This is a genomic window from Alteripontixanthobacter maritimus (assembly GCF_003340475.1).
GTDB classification, from domain to species: domain Bacteria; phylum Pseudomonadota; class Alphaproteobacteria; order Sphingomonadales; family Sphingomonadaceae; genus Alteripontixanthobacter; species Alteripontixanthobacter maritimus.
In genome coordinates, this window is record NZ_QBKA01000002.1 from 771,752 (window position 1) to 795,954 (window position 24,203).

General features: G+C 60.2%; 20 protein-coding genes. 15 read left to right on the forward strand and 5 right to left on the reverse strand.

Features of this window, described 5'->3' with window-relative positions:
- Window positions 1-2: 2 nt before the first annotated feature.
- Window positions 3-584, reverse strand: a complete 582-nt coding sequence (locus tag HME9302_RS03885; RefSeq protein ID WP_115365930.1) for a NifU family protein — start codon at window positions 582-584, stop codon at window positions 3-5.
- Between the two features lie 138 nt (window positions 585-722).
- Here HME9302_RS03885 and HME9302_RS03890 point away from each other — a divergent pair, with 138 nt between their 5' ends.
- The 9 genes from HME9302_RS03890 (at window position 723) to HME9302_RS03930 (ending at window position 13,410) form a co-directional block, all read left to right on the forward strand.
- Window positions 723-3,746 (forward strand): M16 family metallopeptidase, encoded by a 3,024-nt coding sequence (locus HME9302_RS03890; protein ID WP_115365931.1) that lies wholly within the window; start codon window positions 723-725, stop codon window positions 3,744-3,746.
- A gap of 124 nt (window positions 3,747-3,870) precedes the next feature.
- Window positions 3,871-5,259, forward strand: coding sequence for a class II 3-deoxy-7-phosphoheptulonate synthase (locus HME9302_RS03895; RefSeq protein ID WP_115367459.1), 1,389 nt, complete (start codon window positions 3,871-3,873; stop codon window positions 5,257-5,259).
- Between the two features lie 168 nt (window positions 5,260-5,427).
- Window positions 5,428-6,705: an ergothioneine biosynthesis protein EgtB gene (gene egtB, locus HME9302_RS03900; protein WP_407641312.1), complete on the forward strand. Its 1,278-nt coding sequence runs from the start codon at window positions 5,428-5,430 to the stop codon at window positions 6,703-6,705.
- Window positions 6,705-7,691: an L-histidine N(alpha)-methyltransferase gene (gene egtD, locus HME9302_RS03905; protein ID WP_115365932.1), complete on the forward strand. Its 987-nt coding sequence runs from the start codon at window positions 6,705-6,707 to the stop codon at window positions 7,689-7,691. Before egtB ends, egtD begins: the two co-directional genes overlap by 1 nt.
- A complete protein-coding gene (locus tag HME9302_RS03910; protein ID WP_230079859.1) occupies window positions 7,688-8,647 on the forward strand; it encodes an NAD(P)/FAD-dependent oxidoreductase in 960 nt (319 codons plus the stop codon). Before egtD ends, HME9302_RS03910 begins: the two co-directional genes overlap by 4 nt.
- A gap of 15 nt (window positions 8,648-8,662) precedes the next feature.
- Window positions 8,663-9,373, forward strand: a complete 711-nt coding sequence (locus tag HME9302_RS03915; protein ID WP_230079860.1) for a retropepsin-like aspartic protease family protein — start codon at window positions 8,663-8,665, stop codon at window positions 9,371-9,373.
- Window positions 9,374-9,413: 40 nt separating this feature from the next.
- On the forward strand, window positions 9,414-10,199 hold the full coding sequence (gene otsB / locus HME9302_RS03920) for a trehalose-phosphatase (protein ID WP_115365933.1): 786 nt from the start codon (window positions 9,414-9,416) through the stop codon (window positions 10,197-10,199).
- Window positions 10,196-12,010, forward strand: coding sequence for a glycoside hydrolase family 15 protein (locus HME9302_RS03925; RefSeq protein WP_230079861.1), 1,815 nt, complete (start codon window positions 10,196-10,198; stop codon window positions 12,008-12,010). The genes otsB and HME9302_RS03925 overlap by 4 nt, the downstream gene beginning before the upstream one ends.
- A complete protein-coding gene (locus HME9302_RS03930) occupies window positions 11,992-13,410 on the forward strand; it encodes an alpha,alpha-trehalose-phosphate synthase (UDP-forming) (RefSeq protein WP_230079862.1) in 1,419 nt (472 codons plus the stop codon). The genes HME9302_RS03925 and HME9302_RS03930 overlap by 19 nt, the downstream gene beginning before the upstream one ends.
- Window positions 13,411-13,452: 42 nt before the next feature.
- Here the strand turns inward: HME9302_RS03930 and HME9302_RS03935 are convergent, their stop codons facing one another.
- Entirely contained in the window at window positions 13,453-13,917 is a 465-nt protein-coding gene (locus HME9302_RS03935; RefSeq protein WP_115365934.1) for a response regulator, read from the reverse strand.
- A 151-nt stretch (window positions 13,918-14,068) separates the two neighbouring features.
- Between HME9302_RS03935 and HME9302_RS03940 the strand changes: the two genes are divergently transcribed.
- Window positions 14,069-14,857 carry a tyrosine-protein phosphatase gene (locus HME9302_RS03940; protein ID WP_115365935.1) on the forward strand — a complete coding sequence of 263 codons (789 nt, stop codon included), beginning with the start codon at window positions 14,069-14,071 and terminating at the stop codon, window positions 14,855-14,857.
- Between the two features lie 79 nt (window positions 14,858-14,936).
- Window positions 14,937-15,914, forward strand: coding sequence for a thioredoxin-disulfide reductase (gene trxB / locus HME9302_RS03945; RefSeq protein ID WP_181815676.1), 978 nt, complete (start codon window positions 14,937-14,939; stop codon window positions 15,912-15,914).
- Between the two features lie 64 nt (window positions 15,915-15,978).
- Here trxB and HME9302_RS03950 read toward each other — a convergent pair whose 3' ends face one another.
- A complete protein-coding gene (locus tag HME9302_RS03950; protein ID WP_115365937.1) occupies window positions 15,979-16,416 on the reverse strand; it encodes an MAPEG family protein in 438 nt (145 codons plus the stop codon).
- A complete protein-coding gene (locus HME9302_RS03955; protein ID WP_115365938.1) occupies window positions 16,416-16,862 on the reverse strand; it encodes an MAPEG family protein in 447 nt (148 codons plus the stop codon). The genes HME9302_RS03950 and HME9302_RS03955 overlap by 1 nt, the downstream gene beginning before the upstream one ends.
- 186 nt (window positions 16,863-17,048) lie before the next feature.
- Here HME9302_RS03955 and HME9302_RS03960 point away from each other — a divergent pair, with 186 nt between their 5' ends.
- The 4 genes from HME9302_RS03960 to HME9302_RS03975 all read left to right on the forward strand — a co-directional run bounded on the left by HME9302_RS03960 (window position 17,049) and on the right by HME9302_RS03975 (window position 21,948).
- Entirely contained in the window at window positions 17,049-18,260 is a 1,212-nt protein-coding gene (locus HME9302_RS03960) for a saccharopine dehydrogenase family protein (RefSeq protein WP_115365939.1), read from the forward strand.
- 23 nt (window positions 18,261-18,283) lie between these two features.
- Window positions 18,284-19,348 carry a DUF5694 domain-containing protein gene (locus HME9302_RS03965; RefSeq protein ID WP_147270758.1) on the forward strand — a complete coding sequence of 355 codons (1,065 nt, stop codon included), beginning with the start codon at window positions 18,284-18,286 and terminating at the stop codon, window positions 19,346-19,348.
- Window positions 19,348-20,529, forward strand: coding sequence for a carboxynorspermidine decarboxylase (locus HME9302_RS03970; protein WP_115365941.1), 1,182 nt, complete (start codon window positions 19,348-19,350; stop codon window positions 20,527-20,529). Before HME9302_RS03965 ends, HME9302_RS03970 begins: the two co-directional genes overlap by 1 nt.
- Before the next feature lie 213 nt (window positions 20,530-20,742).
- The gene (locus tag HME9302_RS03975) at window positions 20,743-21,948 is read left to right on the forward strand and encodes a type III PLP-dependent enzyme (protein WP_115365942.1); all 1,206 of its coding nucleotides are present in this window, start codon (window positions 20,743-20,745) and stop codon (window positions 21,946-21,948) included.
- Between the two features lie 24 nt (window positions 21,949-21,972).
- Here HME9302_RS03975 and HME9302_RS03980 read toward each other — a convergent pair whose 3' ends face one another.
- Window positions 21,973-24,180 (reverse strand): putative bifunctional diguanylate cyclase/phosphodiesterase, encoded by a 2,208-nt coding sequence (locus tag HME9302_RS03980; RefSeq protein WP_115365943.1) that lies wholly within the window; start codon window positions 24,178-24,180, stop codon window positions 21,973-21,975.
- Window positions 24,181-24,203 lie beyond the last annotated feature (23 nt).

The window sequence follows — 24,203 nt, forward strand, 5'->3', positions numbered from 1 at the left end:
GGTCAGGCTGCTCGAACCTCAACGACCTCCGGCACATAATGTTTCAGCAGGCCTTCGATACCGTGCTTCAGCGTGGCGGTAGAAGAAGGGCATCCTGCGCATGCACCCTGCATGGCGAGGTAGACCACTCCGTCCTTGTAACCGCGATACACGATATCGCCGCCATCGCCTGCCACGGCCGGGCGAACCCGCGTTTCCAGCAGCTCGTGGATCTGACCCACGATATCGGCATTGGCCGGATCGTCTTCCACCACCATGTCGATCGATTCCTCGGGCACGGAAATACCGTTTGCGCCACTGGAGGCGAACAAGGGCGCGGCGGACACGAAATGGTCCAGCAGAACCGACACGACTTGCGGCTTCAAGGCCGACCAGTCGGCCCCAGGAGCGGCGGTGACGGAAACGAAATCGCCACCGAAAAACACATTCACCACTTCACCTGTATCGAAGATCGCCTGCGCCAGGGGCGATACTTCGGCAGCTTCCGGATTGGCGAAGTCGCGCGTGCCGGACGGCATGACCTCCTGCCCCGGAAGGAACTTCAGGGTGGCGGGGTTGGGTGTGGTTTCGGTTTCAATAAACATGGTGTGTGAGATAAGCCTGCCCACAACGCGGTGCAAGGTCAGTCCGCCATGTCCATGCGGACAACGGCCTGTGATTTTTCGCTGCTCTCCGCGAAATGTTCACTATCCCTTCACACCATCCATCCCTATATTTGCAGCATGACAAGATACCCGCGTTTCGCACGCCCGCTCCTCCTTCTCACGGCAATTGCAGGCATTTGCACAGGGGTGCCGCTATCGGCTCAGCAAACGGTGCCGGCTCCGGCAACGCCGACGCCGACATTGCCCGCCAGCCTGCAAACCGGTGATGAAGCGCCTTGGATATACCGCGGCAGCGATGTCCCGCGTGACAAGGAATGGCTGTTCGGCGAAATGGAGAACGGGCTGCGTTATGCCGTCCGGCGCAACGGTGTGCCGCCCAACCAGATGTCCATCCGCATCCGCATAGATGCAGGATCGCTGCACGAGGAAGACAGCGAGCGTGGATATGCGCATTTGCTGGAGCATCTGCTGTTTCGCGAAAGCAAATATCTGGGTGCAGGCGAGGCTATCCCGACGTGGCAACGGCTGGGTGCAACCTTTGGCAGCGACACTAACGCCGAAACCAGCCCCACACATACTGTCTACAAGCTCGATCTGCCCAATATCGGCCCCGACAATGGCGGCGACAAGCTGGATGAAAGCTTCAAGCTGCTGTCCGGCATGATCCGTGAACCGGCCCTTTCTGCTGCCAACCTCGCAGCGGACATACCGATCGTGCTGGCTGAAAAGCGCGAGCGTGGCGGTCCGTCCATGCGCGTGCTGGAAGCGACGCGCAGCACGATCTATGCCGGGCAGCGGCTGGCCGACAGGATGCCGATCGGCACGACAGAAACGTTGACCAGTGCCACTCCCGCATCCGTGCGCGCGTTCCATTCCCGCTGGTACCGTCCGGAAAATACCGTGATCGTGGCTGCGGGCGATGCCGATCCGGTCGAGCTGGCCCGGTTGGTCGAACGCTGGTTCGCTGACTGGCAGGGGGAGGGGCCGCTGGTCCCCGCGCCAGACTTCGGCGATCCCGTGGCACCGGCAGGCGCCGATCCGGCCAATCCGGTTGGCGCTACCCGGGTTCTGGTGGAACCCGACCTGCCGCGCAGTTTCTCCTATGGCATCATGCGCCCATGGCGGCCGGTCGACGACACTATCGAGTACAACGAAGGACTGATGATCGACGCGGTGTCGCAGGCCATCATCAACCGGCGGCTGGAAAAGCGCGCACGGGCAGGTGGTTCGTATCTGTATGCGCAGGTGCAGCAGGACGATGTCAGCCGTTCCACCGATGCGACCTTCGTCAGCTTCGCCCCGTTGAGCGATGACTGGCGTGCGGCGCTGGCCGATGTTCGCGGGGTTATCAAGGACGCTCTCGACACGCCGCCCACGCAGGAAGAGATCGACCGGGAGCTTTCTCAATTCGAGGTCGTGTTCGCCAGTTCGGTTGCGGAACGCGAAGTTATGGCGGGCGCAAAGCTGGCTGATACCGTCGTGCAAGCGGTCGATATCCGTGAAGCCGTTGCGGCGCCCGAAACAGTGCTGACGGTGTTCAACGGAATGCGCGACCAGTTCACTCCTGCCAATGTCCAGAAACACACGCGCCAGCTGTTCACCGGCGATGTGCTGAATTCCATTTACGTCACCCCTTCAGTCGGGGAGGCGGACGATAGCGCCCTCAGGACTGCGTTCTTCGATGCAGTCCAGGCCGACGGTTCCGCGAGGCTCGCCGCGAGCGACATTTCTTTCGATACGCTGCCGCCGCTGGGTGAGCCGGGCACCATCGTGTCACGCACTAGCCCCGGCCTGTTCGAGATAGAGGACGTCGCATTCGACAACGGCGTGAAAGCGGTTCTGTGGTCCAACAAGGCCGAACCGGGCCGTGTGGTTGTGCGCGTCCGCTTCGGCGGCGGTTACCGCGCTTTCGGACCCGACGATGCAGCCTATGCCACGTTGGGCCGCATGGCGCTGGTAGGCTCCGGTATCGGAGAATTGGGTCAGGAACAGCTTGACCGGATATCGACCGGTCGCAAGCTGGGCTTCGATTTCGCGATCGCGGAGGGTGTGTTTACGCTGACCGCACAAACCCGGCAGGAAGATCTGGCGGATCAACTGTATCTGTTCGCAGGCAAGCTGGGCAACCCAAGCTGGGATCCGAACCCCGTCATTCGCGCCAAGGCGGCATCGACGCTGACATATGAAAGTCTTGCGACCAGTCCGGCTGGCGTGCTTCAGCGCGATTTCGAATATCTCATTCGCGGCAACCAGTCTCGCTTCCAGACGGCCACGCCTGACCAGATCGCCGCCGTCACACCCGAAAGCTTCCGCGAATTCTGGGCCGAGGCTTTGGCGCAGGGTCCGGTCGAGGTACTGGTGTTCGGCGACTTCGAAACCGAACCCACGTTGGAAGCTTTGCGGACCACGTTCGGCGCGATCGAACCGCGTGCCCCGTTGCCCGACGCAATTGCGAGCCGTGTGCCCGGTTTTCCCGAAGATGGTAGCGCCCCGGTGGTCGTAAACCATCGCGGCGACGACAATCAGGCTGCTGCAGTGATTGCATGGCCAGGCGGTGCCGGCAGTTCCGGCCTGCGCGAATCCCGGCAGCTCGAAATATTGACCGACTTGTTCAACAATCGCCTGGTGGACGAAATGCGGGAGCGGGTCGGGGCCAGCTATTCGCCGTCGGTTTCCAGTGACTGGCCGGTGGATATCCAGTCGGGAGGGTCGATCACTGCGCTGGCGCAGCTGAAGCCCGAAGATGTGCCATCGTTCTTCGCTGCCGCCGACGCGATTGCGCTGGACCTTGCCCAGAACCCGCCAAGCGCCGATGAACTGGCGCGCGTAACCGAACCGTTCAACCAGCTGATCCGGCGGGCGAGTACCGGCAATACGTTCTGGCTCTACCAGCTCGAGGGGTCGACCGTTGACCCCGTTCGCCGTGCATTTCTGCGCACTCTGCTGGTGGATTATACGGAAACCACACCTGCCCGAATGCAGGCATTGGCACAGCGTTACCTGGCACAGCGCCCGGGTTGGCGGATGGCGATCTTGCCGGAAGGTCAGGACTTGCCGCCGGAAGCGAAGGTACTGCCAACCATGCCGGAAAAGCTTGCCGAACCGGCCGTTGATTTAGATGCGGCCTACACCGGCCGGTAGGCAGGTACGGTAAAGCCGGCTTGCGGCGAGCCATAGTTTTCGCCGCTTGCCCATACCACCGGCTTTGCGTTTGGTGGCAGCGGCGCGTATCTGTGGCGTCAATCCCAATGCAAAGGGCACTCGCGTGGCACAAACTTGGAATCCCGATAGCTGGAAACAGGCCGAGGCACGGCATCTGCCGCATTACGAAGATGCGGCTGAGCTGGCAGATGCGGTCACGACCCTGTCGGACTATCCGCCACTGGTATTCGCAGGCGAAGCGCGGGCGTTGAAGGCTGAACTGGCCGACGTTGCGAATGGCCATGGGTTCCTACTGCAAGGTGGTGATTGCGCAGAAAGCTTCGCGGAGTTTCATCCCAACAATATCCGCGACACCTTTCGTGTGATCCTGCAAATGGCGGTCGTGATGACCTTCGCCAGCAAGCGGCCGGTGGTGAAGGTCGGGCGCATGGCGGGACAGTTCGCCAAACCTCGCAGTTCCGATACCGAAACACAGAAGGACGCGGCCGGCCGCGATGTAACCCTGCCGAGCTATTTCGGCGACAATGTCAATGCGATCGAGTTCGACGCGGTGGGGCGTCGCAACGATCCGCAGCGGATGGTGCGCGCCTATTCGCAATCCGCGGCAACGCTCAATCTGCTGCGCGCCTTTGCCACGGGTGGGTATGCCAATTTGCGCCAGGTCCACCAGTGGACACTGGACTTCATGGGCCGCAGCCCGTGGGCGGACAAGTTCGCTCAAACAGCGGATCGCATCGGTGAAGCGATGGACTTCATGGAAGCGTGCGGCATCGATCCCGCCACCGTGCCGCAATTGCAGGGCACCAGCTTCTACACCAGCCACGAGGCGTTGCTGCTGCCATACGAGCAGGCGATGACGCGCCGCGATTCGCTCACCGGTGACTGGTACGATACCAGCGCGCACATGGTCTGGATCGGTGACCGGACCCGGTTCGAAAATAGCGCGCATATCGAATTTGCGCGCGGCATCGGCAATCCGCTGGGCATGAAATGCGGCCCGTCGCTGGAACCGGACGAATTGCTGAAACTGCTCGATACGCTGAATCCTGCACGGGAAGCGGGTCGGATCACCCTCATCAGCCGGTTCGGACATGACAAGGTCGAAAGCGGGCTGCCTCGCCTCGTGCGGGCGGTAGAGCGCGAAGGCCATCCGGTCGTCTGGAGCTGCGACCCGATGCACGGCAACGTGGTAAAATCGGATAGCGGTTACAAAACCCGTCCGTTCGACCGGATCCTGTCCGAAGTGCAGGGTTTTTTCGACGTACACCGCGCCGAAGGCAGCCACCCCGGCGGCATCCATATCGAGATGACCGGGCAGGACGTGACTGAATGTGTGGGGGGCGCCGTTGCCATAACCGACGAACGGCTAGGCGATCGCTATCACACCCATTGCGATCCGCGGCTCAACGCTGCGCAATCGCTGGAACTGGCGTTCAAACTGTCCGAAATGCTGAACAACGAAGCCGTCCAACGCGAAGCCGACGCCGCTTGATATAAGCTATTGTAACGCTGGCAAAGCGTCGGAAATTCATCCCGTAATACCCTCTCTGGGCCGCAGGGTTGCGTTTTGTTCCGGACAGCCCCTTTAATTTGCGGCACTTCTACGCCATGGTTGTGCCATCAGGGGCTTCGGCGTTCGCGGCCTTGCAGGAGAGACGACGTGTCAGAAGCCCGCCAACGGGCCACCGCTATTGCGGCCACCGAAAGAGCCCTCGCGGCGGAATTTGCTGCGACGAGGGATCTGAGCGAGGGGCTCGCTGCGCATCTGTCGGATGCAGATGCGACCATGCAGTCGATGGAAGATGCTTCGCCCGCGAAGTGGCATCTGGCCCACACCACGTGGTTCTGGGAAACCTTCCTGCTGCGCGACCATGCCCTTGGGTATGAGCTGTACGATGCGGACTGGCCGTTCTTGTTCAATTCCTATTACGAGGCAGAAGGCGCGCGGATCGACCGTTTCTCACGCGGCCTGTTATCGCGGCCGACACTAGACCAGATCCTCGCTTGGCGCGCACATGTTAATGCCGCGATGGACGCCCTGATCGACGTGTCCGAACACGAACCGCTGATCCGGCTGGGCATCGCGCACGAACAGCAGCACCAAGAATTGCTGCTTACCGATATCAAGCATGCCCTGTTCCAGAACCCGGCAGGCCCGGCGATGTTCGAAAACGCGCAGCGTCCCTCGGCAGAAGCTGCTCAGCTTGGCTGGCACACTCACCCGGGCGGTATCGCATCGATCGGCCACAACGGCACCGGCTTCGCCTTCGATTGCGAAGGGCCGAACCACCGCGCATTGCTCGAACCGTTTGCCTTGGCAGACCGCCTGGTGACCAATGGCGAATGGCAGGAATTTATCGATGACGGCGGTTATGCCGATGCAGCGCATTGGCTGGCCGATGGCTGGGCCTGGGTCCAGGCAGAAGGGATTGCGGCACCGCTATATTGGCGTGATAGCGATGCTGGCGCGCAGCATTTTACCCACACTGGATGGCAGTCCCGCGACCCGCATGCGCCAGTCACCCACATCTCATATTTCGAAGCGGACGCCTACGCCGCGTGGGCTGGCTACCGGCTGCCGACGGAGTTCGAATGGGAAGCGATTGCATGGGGCCAGCGCGGCGGCGACGCTCCAGCGCACGATCCCGATGGCGGCAACCAGCTCGACGCTGCCGCGCCCCCAATGCCGCGCGGCGGCACCGACCTGTTCGGCGATTGCTGGACCTTCACGCGCTCTGCCTATTTGCCGTATCCGCGCTTCCAGCCTGCAGAAGGCGCGGTGGGCGAATATAATGGTAAGTTCATGAGCGGGCAGTTCGTGCTGAAGGGCGCCAGCTGCGCTACCGTGCGCGGTCATTCACGGCCCAGCTACCGCAATTTCTTCTACCCACACCAGCGCTGGCAATTTACCGGCCTGAGGCTTGCGAAAGACATCTGATGACGACCGATACCGGACTTGCCCTTGTCGACCGCGACGAGGAGGGGGTGGACCGCGCCTTCCGTGCCGACGTGCTGGCTGGCCTGGCGCAATCGCAAAAGGCGATACCGGCGCGCTGGTTGTATGACGATGCGGGTTCGCAACTGTTCGAGGATATCACGCAGGTTGCCGAGTATTATCCTACGCGCGCCGAGACCGAAATTCTCGATGCGCGTGGTCAGGAATTCGCCGCAGCGGTCGGAACTGGTCGCGCGGTGGTGGAATTCGGTAGCGGATCGTCCGTCAAGACGCCGCTGCTGCTGACGGCGATCGATCCCGGAGCGTATGTCCCGCTTGATATTGCAGGCGATTTCCTGCGCGAGTCCTCCGCAGCTCTGGCAGCCAAGTTTCCGGGCCTGCCGGTGCATCCGGTGGAAGCGGATTTTATGCGTGAAGTGGCGCTTCCGGATGCTGTTTCGGATATGCCAAAGCTGGGTTTCTTTCCGGGTTCGACCATCGGCAATATGGTCCCGCGCAGCGCGGTGGACCTGCTGCGCGCAATGTTCGCTACACTCGGACGCGGGTCCAAGCTGCTTATCGGCATGGACCTCATCAAGGACGAAGCTGTGCTGCGCGCCGCGTATGACGATGCGGCCGGCGTAACGGGGGAGTTCAACCTTAACCTCGCGCGCCGCATCAATCGCGAACTTGGCGGCGATATCCCCGTGGATGCCCTGCGGCACGAAGCACGGTGGGACGACAACCTTGCGCGGATCGAGATGCATCTGGTCGCCAAGCGGGACATCGCTTTCACGGTATGCGGGCAGGAATTCTCCATGGCTGAAGGTGAAAGCATTCACACTGAAAACAGCCACAAATTCAGCCGGCGTAGCTCCTACGCCCTACTGCTTGCCGGGGGCTGGACACCCCAGATGCGCTGGAAAGATGCCGAGGGGCGCTTCAGCGTCATCCTTGCAGAAGCCACCGAACCTCGCGACGCTCCGTGACCGATGCGCGCAGCGTCGGTATCGTCGGCGCGGGCATGGCAGGCCTTGCATGTGCGACCCGGCTTGCGGAGGCCGGCATAGCCGTCACATTGTTCGACAAGGGGCGCGGCCCAGGCGGGCGGATGGCAACCCGGAGGGCGGAGATTGCTGGCGAAATGCTGCACTTCGACCACGGAGCGCAATATTTTACGGCACGGGACGAGGATTTCAAACGACAGGTCCTCGCTTGGGAGAAGGCCGGCTACGCCGCGCGCTGGCCCGCAGCTGGTGATGAGGCATGGGTCGGTATTCCCGCCATGAACGCCCCGATCAAGGCGATGGCCAAGGCAGTTGAAGTACATTGGGCAACCCGTATCGACCCGGTCGAGTGGGAGGGCGACGAGTGGATTATCCGTTCCGACACCGCCGAGCATCGATTTACTGATCTGGTTGTCGCCATCCCGGCTGAGCAGGCCGCCGTGTTGCTGGCTGATGCCGAGCCCGATTTTGCGGTGGAAGCAGGTTCCGTCCGGTCCGCGCCATGCTGGGCGGTCATGGCAGCTTTCGCAAAGCCGCTGGCTTTTTCGCGGGACGCGTTGAAAGGCAATGAACAGCAGCCCGTTTCTTGGGCCGTACGCAATTCAGCCAAACCTGGCAGAGATGCCATGGAAAGCTGGGTCATTCACGCTTCACCACACAGGTCTCGCGAAGTTCTGGACCTGCCGAAGGAAGCTGTCGCCAAGCTCCTGCTGGCGGACTTTTTCGCGCAGGCACAAATTGACCCGGTCGAGCCGGAGCATCTCGCCGCCCATCGCTGGCTATATGCCATGGCGGAACCAGTATCCGGGGCTGCTTCTCGGCGCTGGGAAGCCAAACGACTAGGCGTTTGCGGGGATTGGCTGGTTGCTCCCAGAGTGGAAGGAGCATGGCTGTCGGGGCGCCATGCAGCCGAACGGATCATTGCGGCGGCACGATAAAACACCATCCGGTTCATGGCACCGCAGGACACGGGTACCTATGTGACGAATATGGATTTCGGCCATCTTTTCGAATTGATGCTGGGGGCGCTCCGCGATATTCCGCGGTCCGGCCTGATGATTGGGGCATTGGCGGCGGTAATCTTCAGCTGGATTGGCGCGGCCATGGCGCGCAAGCGAGTACCGTTCGGGCGGCTTATCTCTTCGCTCAGCACATTGTGCCTGCTTGGAATACTGGCAGCCATTGTTTTGCAACTATCGCGCTTCGACCCGGCATTCGATCTTTCCTTCCCGCAGATCGGTCTGGCGGAACAGGTGGTGGAAGGCGGAGAGACCCGTGTGCCCTTGGCGGCCGATGGCCATTTCTGGCTGACGGCGAACGTAAACGGCCAACCCACCGAATTTTTGATCGACACTGGTGCCACTCTGACCGGGCTGTCCGCCAACGCAGCCAATGCTGCCGGACTGGTACCGCGTTCGGGTGGTTTGCCGGTCCGTATCCAGACTGCGAACGGCGTTATTGCCGCTGATCTCACTACGATCGACGAATTGCGCTTCGGCAATGTGGTGGCGCGGGGGCTGGACGCAGTTATTGCGCCCAATCTGGCGGATAAGAACGTAATCGGCATGAACCTGCTGTCGCGGCTGGCCAGCTGGCGCGTGGAAGGCAACGTGCTTATCCTCGTGCCGAACAATCCCCAGCCAGCATTGGAAGCGGGCGGCTAAGCCGTTTGACGCTGCTCCGGCAGTGTTTAAGGCAATCGCCATGGATCCGCGCGACACATCCGCGCCCGAGACACGGGCGCAAACGCTTCCTGCACCGCCGACGCTTGCAGAGTTGCTGCTTACCACACCCGTCGCGCTGTTCCTCGATTTCGACGGGACGCTGGTGGAGATTGCAGACACTCCCGATACGATCGAAGTGCCCGGTGAACTGGGGCCCCGGTTGCGCCTTTTGGCATCGCGGATGGACGGCAGGCTGGCGATTGTTTCAGGCCGCTCTATTGATGATATTGCCACTCACTTCGACAGCGAAGGGCTGGCACGCGCAGGTTCGCACGGAGCGAGCCGCTTTGCTGCCGATGGCGCACGCTTGGGGGAAGAGCCTGCCGGGCTGGACGACGATACAGTCCAACTCCTCACCGCTTATGCCGATAAGACCGGCTGCCATCTTGAGCGAAAGTCGCACGGTGCAGCGCTGCATTTCAGGCAGGTCCCGGAAGCAGGCGATGCGGCTATTGCGTTTGCAACCGAACTGGCCCGCCGCAAGGGCTTGGATGTGAAGACCGGCAAGGCCGTGATCGAACTGGTGCAGCGGGGCGCGACCAAGGCTGCGGCAGTAACTGCCTTCATGGCGACCGAGCCGTTCAAAGGCGCAACGCCCATATTCATTGGGGACGACGTGACCGATGAGGACGGGTTTCGTTCGGCTACAGCGCATGGCGGGTTCGGAATACTTGTCGGTAACCGCGATGGCAGCGCCGCGCGTTATGCTTTGCCCAATGTGCCGTCCGTGCATGACTGGCTGACTATGTGGAGCGATGCCAAGTGACGACTGCTGAAAACTTCGAACAGTCGCTGGAGCTATGGCCGGTGGGCAATTGCCAGGTCAGTGCGCTGGTGGACCGGCGGGGCGGCTTCGTTTGGGGTTGTGTTCCCCGGGTGGACGGTGATCCGGTGTTCTGCGCGCTGATGAACGAACATGAGCAGGACGAGGGCGTCTGGCGGTTCGAGATCGCTGGGCAGACCCGTGTGCATCAGTATTACGAACGAAATACCGCCATCCTTGTGACGGAGTTGCACGCGGAAGATGGCAGCGCGGTCGAAATACGTGACTTTGCACCGCGTTACGAAAGAAGTGGCCGGATGTACCGCCCGGTGGCCTATGCGCGCATCATCCGGCCATTGTCGGGTACACCGCGCATTCGCGTCGTCCTTAAACCGATGCACGGTTACGGCGAGAAGCTTGCGCCAACCACCAACGGCACCAACCACATGCGTTTCCTGGTCGGAGCGCAGGCGATGCGCCTCAGCACGGATGCGTCGATCGGGTACGTTCTGGAAGATCGCTTCTACAGGCTGGAGCAGGACCAGCACTTTTTCCTCGGCCCGGACGAGCCGTTCAGCGGCAATTTGCGTAGTGAAGTGCGCCGGATGGAGCAATCCACGGCGCGCTACTGGAAGCTGTGGGTGCGAGGGCTGCACATTCCGCTTGAATGGCAGGAGGAGGTCATCCGCTGCGCCATCACGCTGAAGCTGTGCCAGCACGAGGAAACCGGTGCGATCGTGGCCGCGCTCACGACGTCCGTGCCCGAAGCGCCCGGTAGCGAGCGGAACTGGGATTACCGCTATTGCTGGATTCGCGACAGCTATTACACGGTACAGGCCCTGAACCGGCTGGGTGCGCTCGATGTGCTGGAGAAGTATCTCGCTTACTTGCGCAATATCGTGGACGATGCGCGCGGCGGGCAGATTCAGCCGCTTTATTCGGTGATGGGGGAAGGCGAACTGGAAGAAGGTTTTGCCAGCCACCTATCAGGCTATCGCGGCATGGGGCCGGTGCGGGTCGGTAACGCAGCCTACAAACAGATCCAGCACGATTGCTATGGCCAGATCGTTCTGCCGACAGCGCAGGGGTTCTTCGACACCCGCTTGCTCCGCATGGCCGACGACGGTGACTTTGCCAGCCTTGAAGAAGTCGGCGAGATGGCATGGAAGATGCACGATCAGCCCGATGCCGGGTTGTGGGAATTCCGCACGCGGCAGGAAGTACACACCTATTCCGCCGTGATGAGCTGGGCCGCTTGCGACCGGCTGGCCAATGTCGCCAGCCGCCTTGGCAAAGATGAACGTTGCGAATTCTGGAACACGCGTGCCGATGCCATTCGCGCGACTATCGAAGATAAGGCTTGGAAGAAAAACGGCTCTGAATTCGGGGGGCATTACGGCGCCAGCTTCGAAAGCGATTACCTTGATGCCAGCCTGCTGCAAATGGTCGAACTGCGTTTCCTGAAGCCGGACGATCCGCGCTTCCAATCCACCTTTACGGCCATCGAACAGACGCTGCGCCGCGGCGAACATATGCTTCGTTACGCAAGCGAAGATGATTTCGGGCTGCCCGAGACCGCTTTCAACGTATGCACCTTCTGGCTGATAGAGGCGCTGCACCTGGTCGGCCGCGACGAGGAAGCACGCGGGCTGTTTGCAGCCATGCTCGGCCATTCCACCCAAAGCGGGCTATTATCGGAAGACCTGGACTTCACCACCGGTGAGCTGTGGGGGAACTTCCCCCAGACCTACTCGCTGGTAGGTGTAATCAACTGCGCCGGACTGTTGTCCAAGCCATGGAGCGAAGTCCGCTGAGCCGTCTGGTCGTTATATCCAACCGCGTCGCCGTACCCAAGGCGCGCGGCGTTGCGGGCGCGCAAGGCGGTCTGTCCGGTGCGCTGAATTCGACGCTCAAGAAACATGGCGGTATCTGGTTCGGTTGGTCGGGCGAGGCAAGCGAGCAGAATGGTAGCGGTGGGGATGGGGGCAACATCAACATGCAACGCCATGACGGCGTAACCACTGCCACGATCGACCTGACGCAGCAGGAGGTGGAGGAATATTACAACGGCTATGCCAATTCCACACTATGGCCGTTGTTTCACTACCGCATCGACCTTGCCGAATACGAACGCGAGTTCGCCAAGGGGTATGAGCGCGTTAACGAACGTTTCGCCGAAAGCGTCTGCCCGCTGATCGAACCGGACGATCACGTCTGGGTGCATGATTACCATCTGCTGCCACTGGGCGAGCGTTTGAAATCACGCGGGCTGAACAACCGCATGGGCTTCTTCCTCCACACGCCGTGGCCGCCGACGCGGCTGTTCGTCAGCCTGCCGTTTCATGAGCGGTTGGTGGATTCCATGCTGCATTACGACCTGATCGGTTTTCAGACGGGCGAATGGCTGGAGAGTTTCCTGCATTACTGCCGCAAAGAACTGAACGCCAACGTGGACGAGGACAGCGGCCGGATCGAACTGAACGGGCGCGTCACCCATGCCCGCGCCTATCCCATCGGGATCGACTACAACCACGTTCTGGCACAATGCGACACGCAAGAGGCGCGCGCGGCAGGCGAGCGGTTGCTGGCCAGCACCCGCGACCGCACCGCAATGATCGGGGTGGACCGGCTGGATTATTCCAAGGGACTGCCCGAACGGCTCGACGGTATCAGCCGCTTTTTCGACACCTATCCGGACCGTGTGGGCGACCTGGTCTTCATCCAGATCGCCCCTCCCAGCCGTGAGGATGTGGACAGTTACCAGCGTATCCGGGCCGAACTGGAACAGAAGACAGGCCAGATCAACGGCGCGCGTTCGGAAGTGGATATGGTCCCCATCCGCTACGTCAATAAAGGGCATTCGCTCGCGGATTTGTGCGGCTTCTACCGCGCTTCGAAGATCGGGCTAGTCACTCCGCTGCGAGATGGAATGAACCTGGTGGCAAAAGAATACGTTGCGGCTCAGGACCCTGCCGATCCGGGCGTGCTGATCCTGTCACGTTTTGCTGGCGCGGCCCAGCAACTGACGGACGCGGTGCTGGTAAACCCGCACAGTCCCGACGATATCAGTCATGCCATTCGCGTGGCGCTCGATATGGGGCTGGAGGAACGCAAGGAACGGCACGCCAAGATGTTGGTCACGGTGAAGGACGACAATGTTCAGGAATGGACCGCCAACTTCACGCGCGATCTTGCCGAAGTGCGGCTCGACTGACGACGCGTGGCAAACCGCAGCGGTCACGACCGTTGCTTTGCCTTAACAGTAGCGGCGTTGCTGGGTGGTGACGGTCCGCCTGGGGCCCGAATTTAAGGCTGCCATGTAATCGCGCAGATCCCGATGCTTCGGCCCCTCCGCCGCAGTGGCCAGCACTTGCCGGACTTTCAGTTTCAGGAACATCGCGTCGAAGGGTTTGCGGATATAGTCCTGCGCGCCGTTGTAGCGCGCCTGTTCCTCGTCCCGTGCGCCGGTCATCGCGGTGAACATGATAATGGGCAGGTCGTACAGTTTCTGGTCGCCGCGAATGTCACGCATGACCTGGGTGCCGCTCATCCCCGGCATATCGTGGTCCAACAACAATAGATCGGGACGGCGACGACTGAGCAGTTGCAGCGCGTCGGGCCCGCTCGTCACCCACCCGCATGCATGGCCGGCCGCAATCAGCACGTCCGACGCAAGTTCTGCGATAATTTCGTCGTCATCCACGATCAGGATGTATGCCATCGGTTGCTCTTTCAGTTCAGTGCAAGGCTGATGTAGCGTAACAGGGCGAAGCGCCTGGAAACGCCCGACTAGGGATAATTGCGCAGTGCGCACGACAGCGATCAAGATCGGGTGGTTGTGCTGGGCTGGGCAGGGTGGCACAGGATAACCCATGCCATCCCCCAACTTTATCCCGACGACCGGGGTTCACAATTTCCGCGATTATGGCGGTTACGCCGCTGGTGCAGGGGGTAGGGTGAAGCGCGGCTTGCTTTACCGCTCGGGCCAGCATTCCACTGCAAGCGACGCCGATCTTGCAAAGGTCGCCGATGCTGGACTGGCTACCGTTATCGATCTTCGCGGACCGAGCGAACGCGCGGCCAATGTCTGTCGCCGTCCCGCCGGGTTCGACGCCCAGGTGCTGTTCCACGACGGCGAGACCAGCAGCCGTGCTCCGCATGAAGCCGCAGGCAGCGGCGAATTCGATGCTGGCGTGGCACGCCAGCGAATGATTGCGCTGTATGACCGGATGCCGACCAATCCGGCGATGGTAGCTATGTTCTCACGCTATTTCGAAGCGTTGGCCGAACAAGCTGAGGGGGTGGCCGCGCCTAGTCTTGTACATTGTTTCGCAGGCAAGGATCGCACCGGCGTCGCCGCGGCGCTGCTGCACCGCGCGCTCGGCGTGCATGACGATGATGCGATGGCGGATTATCTTCTCACCAATGACGCGCCGACGATGCATGTTCTCGTCGATCAGGCGTCCGATGGCCTCCGCGCGCGCTGGGGCGGCCTGTCGGATGCAGATTTGCGCGTCATCCTGTCAGTCGAAGAAGCCTATCTTGCGCAGGCCTATAGCCGAATGACGGCTGAAAGCGGTTCCATCGACGCCTATATGGAACAGGTGCTGGGTGTGGACGATACGATGCGCGAACAATTGCGCGCCCGCTATCTCGACTGACAGACCCGGCCTTTAAACTGGCGGGCCTAAGCGCTAGCTTTCGTACATAGATTTTCACCCGGACCCGGATATATCGATTATGGCTATTCATCGCACCAAAATGCTTATCATCGGCTCCGGCCCGGCGGGCCTCAGCGCGGCGATCTACGGTGCGCGCGCCATGATGGAACCGATCGTGGTGCAGGGCCTTCAGCCCGGCGGACAGCTGACGATCACCACCGATGTGGAAAACTATCCCGGGTTCAAGGACGTGGTTCAGGGCCCTTGGCTGATGCAGGAAATGCAGGCGCAGGCCGAACATGTCGGCACGCGGATGCTGTGGGACACGATCATGGACATCGATATCGCGGGCGGGCCTCCCTACCGGGCGATCGGCGATAGCGGCGACGAGTATATCGGCGACACGCTGGTCATTGCGACCGGCGCGCAGGCAAAATGGCTGGGCGTACCGGGCGAACAGGAACTGGGCGGCAAGGGCGTGTCCGCCTGCGCCACATGCGACGGGTTCTTCTATCGCGGCAAGAAAGTCGTCGTGATCGGCGGCGGCAACACGGCTGTGGAAGAAGCGCTGTACCTTACCAACCACTCCGACGACGTGACCCTGATCCATCGCCGCGACGAATTGCGTGCGGAGAAAATCCTGCAGGAACGCCTGTTTAAGTCCGACAAGATCAGCACGATCTGGAACAAGGCCGTGATCCGTTTCGAAGGCGATCCGGCAGCTGGCGGGCTGACCCACATTGTTATGCAGGACACGCAGACGGGCGAGGAAAGCACGTTGGATGCGGACGGAGCATTCGTCGCTATCGGCCACGCGCCTGCGACCGAACTGTTCAAAGGCAAGCTGCCAATGGACGATAACGGCTATCTGATCGTCGCGCCCGGCACACCGATGACAGAACTGCCTGGCGTGTTCGCTTGCGGCGACGTGATGGACCACACCTATCGTCAGGCGGTTACAGCCGCAGGCACCGGCTGCATGGCCGCACTGGATGCGGAACGTTTTGTCGCGACGCTGGAATTCGCCAAGATGGAATCAGCCGAAGCGGCGGAGTAGTAGCTATCCGCCTTATCGGTGTTTCCAGGCTTGCTTTGGAACCTGTATCAGTACTCGGACAACGTCAGAATACCGCCAGCGCAGCTTTCACAACCAGCGCGATCAGTACTACACTCGACAGGGCGAACAGGATGAACCGAACCAGCACCTTGTTGGCGGTCACTTGCACGATCGAATGGATCACGCGTAGTCCGACGTAAATCCAAGCCAATAGTGCGTTGAGCCCGTCACCCTGCCCGATCAGGATCAGCACCAGCGCAATGGCATAGAATACCGTCGGCGCTTCGTGCAGGTGGTTGTAATTATGCGCTTTCCACTGGACGTTGGCGGGCAACTGGTGATCGAGCGAGGCAGCAGGGTCGCGCGCGATACTGTCCGCATCCACATTCAGCCGGGTCATCGCTGGAATCCGCGTGGCATACATCCACGCCCACATCACCATGGTCCAGATAGTCAGCGCGACGATCGGCTGGAACATCTGGGATTCGATAACGCCGTTCATCAGATTGCCCCCGGGTCGTGAAACAGTGTCGCCATGACGGCGCGTATGGCCAGCACGACAAGCGCCAGTGACGATGCGAAAAACAGCAGGAAGCGGATTTTGACGATATTGACCGTCGCCTGCCAGATCGAATGCACGATCCGGAACGCGACGTAGATCCATGCCAGCAACACGTCGAACCCGGTCGCGCCCATGATCGCCAGGATAATCGCAGCCGCATAGAACACGGTCGGCTGCTCCATAAGGTGCGCATAATTATGCGCCGGCCAGTTTGCCTTATCCGGCAACACACCTTCCAGATCCTGCCCGCGTCCGCCGGGCTTTGCCGTTGCCACACCGCTGCCGAGCTTTGCCATCGCGGGAAAGCGCGTAAACATGATCCAGAACATCATTACAATCGACCATGCCACCAGAACGGCCGCCGGTGCGAGCATTTGCGCTTGCATTGAATTCACCTCGTTACCCCATTGTCTGAATCGTTGATGGCGCGCCGGGTGGCTGGTTGTCAAAAACAACCTGTTCTGTCTTGTGTGTAAATCGCACAGGCAACCGCCGCAGGACCGTCTTGCAGTGCCGGTGCATTATCCTATGTGCACGCAAATGCATTTGGCCAAAGTTCGGAGAGCATACCCATGTCCACAGTCCTGGTAATTGGCGCAGGCGGGGTCAGCTCCGTCGCCGTCCATAAGATGGCGTTTAACAGCGATATTTTCACAAATATCCATCTCGCCAGTCGTACGAAGTCGAAATGCGATGCTATCGCAGCTTCGGTCAAGGAACGCGCGGGCGTGGACGTGACGACATATGAGATCGACGCCGAGGAGGTCCCCGCGATGGTAAACCTGATCCGCAAGGTGGAACCGTCACTGGTGGTCAATCTGGCGCTGCCATATCAGGACCTGCCGATCATGGATGCCTGCCTGGAAGCGGGCGTAAGCTATCTCGACACTGCGAATTACGAGCCCAAGGACGAGGCGAAGTTCGAATATCACTGGCAGTGGGCCTATCACGACCGGTTCAAGGAAGCCGGGCTGATGGCATTGTTGGGCAGCGGTTTCGACCCCGGTGTGACCAGTGTGTTCACCATGTGGCTGAAGAAGCACAAGTTAAAGACGATCCGCCAGCTCGACATTCTCGACTGCAATGGCGGGGATCACGGGCAAGCATTCGCTACCAACTTCAATCCGGAGATTAACATCAGAGAAGTGACCGCACCGGCGCGGCACTGGGAAAATGGTGAGTGGGTCGAAACCCCTGCCATGCAGGTGAGGACGGAGTTCGACTTCGACGAGGTCGGTAAGCGCAACGCCTATCTGATGTATCATGAAGAACTGGAAAGCCTGTCAAAGTTCATCCCCGAACTGCAGCGCGCTCGCTTCTGGATGACCTTCGGGGACGAATACATCAAACACCTCACCGTCCTGCAGAATGTCGGCATGACCGGGATCGAGCCGATCAAGTACCAGGGTCGCGACATCGTACCGCTGCAATTCCTCGCCGCGGTTCTCCCGAAGCCTGAAACGCTCGGCGAAACGACCAAGGGCAAGACCAATATCGGCGTCATCGCAACTGGCGAGGCGCTCGACGGCTCGGGCGAAAAGACTTTTTACATCAACAACATCTGCGACCACGAAGCCGCTTACGAAGAAACCGGTAATCAGGCGGTTAGCTACACCACCGGTGTGCCGGCCATGATAGGCTCCGCCATGCTCGTAACCGGCAAATGGAACGGTGACGGCGTCTTCAACATGGAGCAGTTCGACCCCGACCCGTTCATGGACATGCTGAACGAACATGGCCTGCCGTGGAATGTGCGGGAGATGGATGGACCGGTAGATTTCTGATGCGGCGCAGGTTTATTTTGGCTTTGGCAGCACTATTCTCCCTAGCTGCTCCGGCATCAGCGCAGGACCGTGTTCCGGTCGCAAACCTGTCCTCGGTTCCCTTCGACGAGCGTACCGAAGTGATGATCTTGGCGACATCGCATTACGCGGGTGTCGAAGGTGTAACCCCATCGCATTTCGATACAATCATCAGGCGACTGAAGCAGTTCGCACCGGAAATTATCGCAGTTGAGCGCGTACCAGCACATGAAATCGCGATGTTCCGCACAACGCCCCACTATGCCCGGACGCTCGACACCTATGTCGGTTCGTACCTTTCGCTAATGAACCTTGGACAAGCGGCAAGTGGGCTCGACCCAATCGAAGCCGAAGTGGCTATGAGTGAGTGGGTCGGAAGCCCTGGAAGTCTTGACGAAGCTAGCCAGATCGAGCGCTTAATGACCGCAATTGCTGCCTACGAGGTTGAGACTGCGCTTATCTATTACCGGGCGCTTGGTGGGCGAGAACGAGACGAATGGCCGGACGATGTGCCGAAGGCCGTTCGTTCGGAGCTATCGAAACTGGATGTGTCGACTAACGAACGTGTGGCCATAGCAGCGCGACTAGCGGAAGAATTGGGCGCGCCTCGCATCTGGAATGTCGACAGTCATCTTGAAGATGCTGCTTTTGGTAATATCGTTCCGGAACTAATGTCGGGTCTGGAAACAGCGGGCGGTATCGAAGCCATCGTCGGGTCGGAACCGTTTTCTACGCTGGCCAAAATACAAGATGAAGCCGTGCAAAACGGGTCTCTCGAGCCAGCCTACGATTATGTCAATTCGCCGGAATACGGGCGCGGCGATGTTCGTTCGCAGATCGATGTTTTCAATCGCATGCCATTCGAAAATAAATCAGGTTTGGTCAGACAGGCCTTATGGGATGAACGAAACTTCCGTATTGCCGCAAACCTTCGGCGTGCCATGGCAGCTCGCCCAGGAAGCCGGGTACTCCTGATTATCGGGGCCGGGCATAAACCTTGGCTCGACCAAATTCTGGCTGCAACGCTCGACATGCGGGTTGTCCAGTGGACGGAAAGTAAGTCGGAATAATGGAAACCAAAGCCGGACACCCGGGCGCTTTTGCGCAATTCGATCTGTCGCGCGTCGATAGTCCGGCCTTCGTAGTGGACGCGGCGAAGTTGCGCGCCAATTTGCAGGTCCTGGCGCAAATACGCGACGAGGCCGACATCAAAATGCTGGCCGCGCTTAAGGCGTTTTCCATGTTCTCCGTCGCGCCGATGATGGGTGAGTATCTCGACGGAGTGTGCACGTCCGGATTGTGGGAAGCGCGGCTTGCGTCGGAATATTACGATGGCGAGATCAGCACCTATAGCGCCGCCTATAAACCGGAAGACCTGCCAGAGGTCTGCCGTCTCTCCGACCATGTCATCTTCAATTCGCCGGGTCAGATGGAGCGCGCGACGCTGATCCTCGAACAGGCTCGCATGACGGGCGGCGATTTCGATGTGGGGCTAAGGATCAATCCGCAGGTGCCAACCGGCGAGGTCGCACGCTACGATCCGTCCAGCCCCGGCAGCCGCCTCGGTTTTCCGCTCGATCAATTGCAGCCCGAGCATATGGAAGGGGTCGATGGCATTCACTTCCACAATCTGTGTGAGCAGGATTTCGAACCGCTCAGCCGGACGTGGGACAAGGTGTTCGACGCTATCGAACCTTGGTTCGGACAGCTGAAATGGATCAATATGGGCGGGGGTCACCATATCACCCGCGCAGATTACCAGCGCGAAGAGCTGGTGGAATTGCTGCGTGATGCAAAAGCGGACACCGGTGCGGAGATCTATCTGGAGCCAGGCGAAGCTGTCGCGCTGGATGCGGGCATTCTGGTGGGCACCATTCTAGATACAGGGGTCAACGAAGTGCCCTTCGCGATTACGGATATTTCGGCCACTTGCCATATGCCGGATGTTATCGAGGCGCCGTACAGACCGGCTCTGCTGGGGGAGGACACCGCGGCTAGCGATGCCAAGCCTGTGCGGTTGGGCGGTCCGTCCTGCCTCGCCGGGGATGTGATCGGGGACTATGTATTGCCGGGGGAAGGGCGGCCCGGTGAACGGATCGCGTTTCTCGATCAGGCGCATTATTCGATGGTCAAAACCAACACGTTCAACGGCGTGCCATTACCGTCGATCTGGCTGTGGGATAGCGATACGGACGCGCTGGAGCAGGTAAAAAGCTTCGGATACGAAGATTTCAAAATGCGGCTAAGCTAAGCCGCGCAGGTAAAATTAAGGCCTAAGCTTAGGTTCACTCGCCAGCGCATACATTCAGCAAGTCTGGAACCAGCAGCTTCGGCGCGGTTTTTGTTTTGTGAACCGCAACCTTGCCATTATAGGCCCGTTTCCGCTGCCGGAAGGGCCTCCAACCGCTAAGGCAGCCATCTTTCAACTAATGGTCCGTATGGGCCTTCCTGGGGGTCCCTTGTATTGCACATCCAATCTGACGCCCGGTCCGTAGTTGCGGCGCTTGCGCCCGACGAACCTGTCATCCTCAATCGTCCGCACGCAGCCGCCCGCGCCGCGCGTTTTTTTGCGGAGAAATTTCCCGGACGCTCGCTCTATGCGGTGAAGGCGAACCCGTCGCCTGACCTCCTGAAAGTGTTGTGGGACAACGGCATCACGCATTACGACGTGGCCTCGCTCGCCGAAGTGCGCCAAACGCGTGCGGCGCTGCCCGATGCAGAACTGTGTTTCATGCATCCAATCAAGACGACCCGCGCGATTGCAGAGGCATACCACCAGCACGGCGTGAACACCTTCAGCCTCGACAGTGACGAGGAGCTGGAGAAGATCGTGGAATCCTGCCGCGATACGCAAGGTAATCCGGCCAAGGACCTCAAGCTGCTTGTACGTATGCGCGTATCGAGCGAGTATGCGCAGCTATCGCTGGCCAGCAAGTTCGGCGTCGATCTTGCCGACGCTGCCCCGTTGTTGCAGCGAACCCGCCAGCATTGCGACTGGCTGGGCGTGTGCTTCCACGTCGGCAGCCAGGCCATGACGCCGTTCGCCTATGTGCAGGCACTGGAACGCGTGCGTGCTGCCATCGTCGAGGCGGCCGTCACCGTGGACATTATCGATGTGGGCGGCGGCTTTCCCAGCATCTATCCCGATATGGACCCGCCCCCGCTGGAGGATTATTTCGATGTGATCTTCCGCGCCAGCGAAAGCCTGCCGATCTCTTATTCCAGCGAGTTGTGGTGCGAGCCGGGGCGCGCGTTGGCGGCGGAATACTCTTCCCTCATCGTGCGGGTCGACCGGCGGCGCGGGGAAAATCTGTATATCAACGACGGCGCATATGGCGCGTTGTTCGATGCCGCCCATGTCGACTGGCGTTTCCCGGTTGCCGCGCTGGATAGCGGCCTGACGCGGCCGCCCGCGGAGTTCAGTTTCTACGGGCCGACCTGCGATGATGCCGATTACATGAAAGGGCCGTTCCTGCTGCCCGAGGACATTCAGGCCGGCGATTACATCGAAATAGGGATGCTGGGTGCCTATGGCGCGGTGATGAAGACCGGCTTCAACGGTTTCGGGGCCGCCGAACACATTACGGTGACTGATGAGCCAATGGCCAGCCTCTATCGCGGGGACCGGCCCGATCCGCGCGCCAGCGATAATGTAGTCAGCTTGCGATAATCGTTTGGCAGCGGGCAGGTCGGCTTAGTTGGAAGCCGGCTTGGCGCTCGCTCCCACAGCCACCTGCATAAAGGCTGGTTTGATGCCTTCATTGGCTTTTACTTCGCCTTCGCCCGGCGCGCTGGGAAGGCCGGCCTGCGCCAGCACGTAGGGTGATAGCCGGTGCCGAGTACAAAGACCGCCGGCCCCGTCGCTGACCAGTTCGGATTCGAATTCCACTCCGATCTCCGATCCGCGCGACCGCGCAACTTTGCAAACGATCAGCTGTCCGCCGCCCAGGTCGAGCACGAGATCGGCCCCAACCGGCACGCCCACCAACCCTTCGATCCCCGAGCCGGTGCGCGACAGATCGCGCATCACGGCGTCGTAATAATATTCCTCGTGAATGATCCCGATGCGGCGGAAGACGGAGCGGCGATCCGGGCGGAACTGTTCCGGCCCTTCGGGTTCGATCCGGAAGTCGCCGCTTGCCAGCCGTTCCGCGACCTTTTCGGCAGGCATGGGGCGGGCGTAGATGTACCCCTGGACCATGCGTGCGCCGTTTTGTTTGACCACATCCAACTGATCGAACGCCTCGACACCCTCGACAGTGGTTTCCATATTAAGCGCATTCGAAAGGCCGACGATGGCGGCGATGATCTTGGCGCTGTTTTTGTCTTGCTGGGTACAGCTGGTGACGAAGCTGCGATCGACCTTGATCTTGTCGAACGGCGCCGAACGCAAATAGCTGAGTGAGGAATAACCGGTCCCGAAATCGTCCAGCGCCAGACGGACGCCAAGCCCCTTCAAAGTCTTGAAGGTTTTTTCTGCAGCATCTGTGTCACCGACGAATACGCTTTCGGTTAGCTCCAACTCTAGCCGGTCGGGTTCTATGCCTGTTTGGGCCAGGACATTTGCGACCACGGCAGGGAAACCGGGATTGGCAAACTGGACCGCTGAAACATTGACCGCCACGCGCACTGTCTTGGGCCAGTCCAATGCGGTTTCGCAGGCCTTGCGCAGCGCCCATTCGCCAAGACCGTTGATGAGGTCGCTGTCTTCGGCGACCGGGATGAACACAGCGGGACTGACGAAGCCGCGTTCGGGATGCTCCCAGCGCATTAGTGCTTCGAGGCAGACGACGGTGCTGTTTTCGATTTTTACGACAGGTTGGTAATACAGTTCTAGTTGCTCTGCCTCCAGCGCCAGACGCAAATCGTCGAGCATGGTCTGGCGTTCCTGCTCTTCGTCCTTCAAGTCCGCAGCATAAAAACGGAACTGTCCGCGGCCACCATTCTTGGCGGCATAGAGCGACAGATCGGCGGCGCGGATCAAGTCCTCGCGCGTATCACCATCAAACGGGGCGATGGCGATGCCGACCGAAGCGCCGATGATCGCGCGCTTGTCGTCGATCGGATAGGGTTGTGACAGGATCTGGATGATCTTGTCCGCCATCTCGCCCAATTCGCCGCGATCGTCGATATCCGGCAGCATGACCTGAAACTCGTCTCCGCCAAGCCGGCAGACCATCCCACGTTTGCCGGCAATGGCGGTTAGCCTTTCGGCGACCTGGCACAGCAGGCTATCGCCGGCCTGGTGGCCCAGCGTGTCATTGACGTGTTTGAACTTGTCGAGGTCGAGCATCATCAGCGCGCATGTACGCCCGGACGATTTGCCGCCCGCCATCCGGCCGTCAAGGTGCCGGTTCATGTTATGGCGGTTGGCAAGCCCGGTGAGGGAATCGAAATCCGCCAGCTTGCTGTCGATCAGTTTGCGTTCGTACTCGGCCGATACATCGCGGGCGCTTCCCCGATAGCCTGCAAAATTGCCGGCATCGTCGATCAGGGGATAACCCGAAATGGACCACCATTTCTGCCGCACGTTCTGCGCCGAAGTTTCGTGAGAGAACCTGACGACCTGATCGCGTATCTTGGTCCGCGCCTTAAGCTGGAAGGTAAGCGGGCGCGCTGTGCGTTCCGTTTCGATCTCGGTATCGATTTCGAACAGTGCATCGAATGGTTTGCCGTGTAACACGCCGTCATCATGCCCGAGATTATCGAGGGCTTTATCCGACAAATAGACCAGTCGTCCGGCAGCATCGGTCGCCCACACCCATCCGAGGCCTACTTTTTCGTACTCGTCCAGAACAGTCTGGCGATTGAGTTGTGCAGCAGGCGCAGCGGCAAGCGCTTCGGCAGCAGCAATAGCTGCATCCTCGTCATCTTCAACGGGCGCTTTTTTCAAATTGTTCAAGAAGTTTCGCACGACCGATACCC

Coding starts and splice junctions, on each gene's coding strand:
- HME9302_RS03885 (WP_115365930.1), bottom strand. CDS start 584: ATGTTTATTGAAACCGAAACCACACCCAACCCCGCCACCCTGAAGTTC.
- HME9302_RS03890 (WP_115365931.1), top strand. CDS start 723: ATGACAAGATACCCGCGTTTCGCACGCCCGCTCCTCCTTCTCACGGCA.
- egtD (WP_115365932.1), top strand. CDS start 6,705: ATGACGACCGATACCGGACTTGCCCTTGTCGACCGCGACGAGGAGGGG.
- HME9302_RS03915 (WP_230079860.1), top strand. CDS start 8,663: ATGGCACCGCAGGACACGGGTACCTATGTGACGAATATGGATTTCGGC.
- otsB (WP_115365933.1), top strand. CDS start 9,414: ATGGATCCGCGCGACACATCCGCGCCCGAGACACGGGCGCAAACGCTT.
- HME9302_RS03930 (WP_230079862.1), top strand. CDS start 11,992: ATGGAGCGAAGTCCGCTGAGCCGTCTGGTCGTTATATCCAACCGCGTC.
- HME9302_RS03935 (WP_115365934.1), bottom strand. CDS start 13,917: ATGGCATACATCCTGATCGTGGATGACGACGAAATTATCGCAGAACTT.
- HME9302_RS03940 (WP_115365935.1), top strand. CDS start 14,069: ATGCCATCCCCCAACTTTATCCCGACGACCGGGGTTCACAATTTCCGC.
- trxB (WP_181815676.1), top strand. CDS start 14,937: ATGGCTATTCATCGCACCAAAATGCTTATCATCGGCTCCGGCCCGGCG.
- HME9302_RS03950 (WP_115365937.1), bottom strand. CDS start 16,416: ATGAACGGCGTTATCGAATCCCAGATGTTCCAGCCGATCGTCGCGCTG.
- HME9302_RS03955 (WP_115365938.1), bottom strand. CDS start 16,862: ATGCAAGCGCAAATGCTCGCACCGGCGGCCGTTCTGGTGGCATGGTCG.
- HME9302_RS03960 (WP_115365939.1), top strand. CDS start 17,049: ATGTCCACAGTCCTGGTAATTGGCGCAGGCGGGGTCAGCTCCGTCGCC.
- HME9302_RS03970 (WP_115365941.1), top strand. CDS start 19,348: ATGGAAACCAAAGCCGGACACCCGGGCGCTTTTGCGCAATTCGATCTG.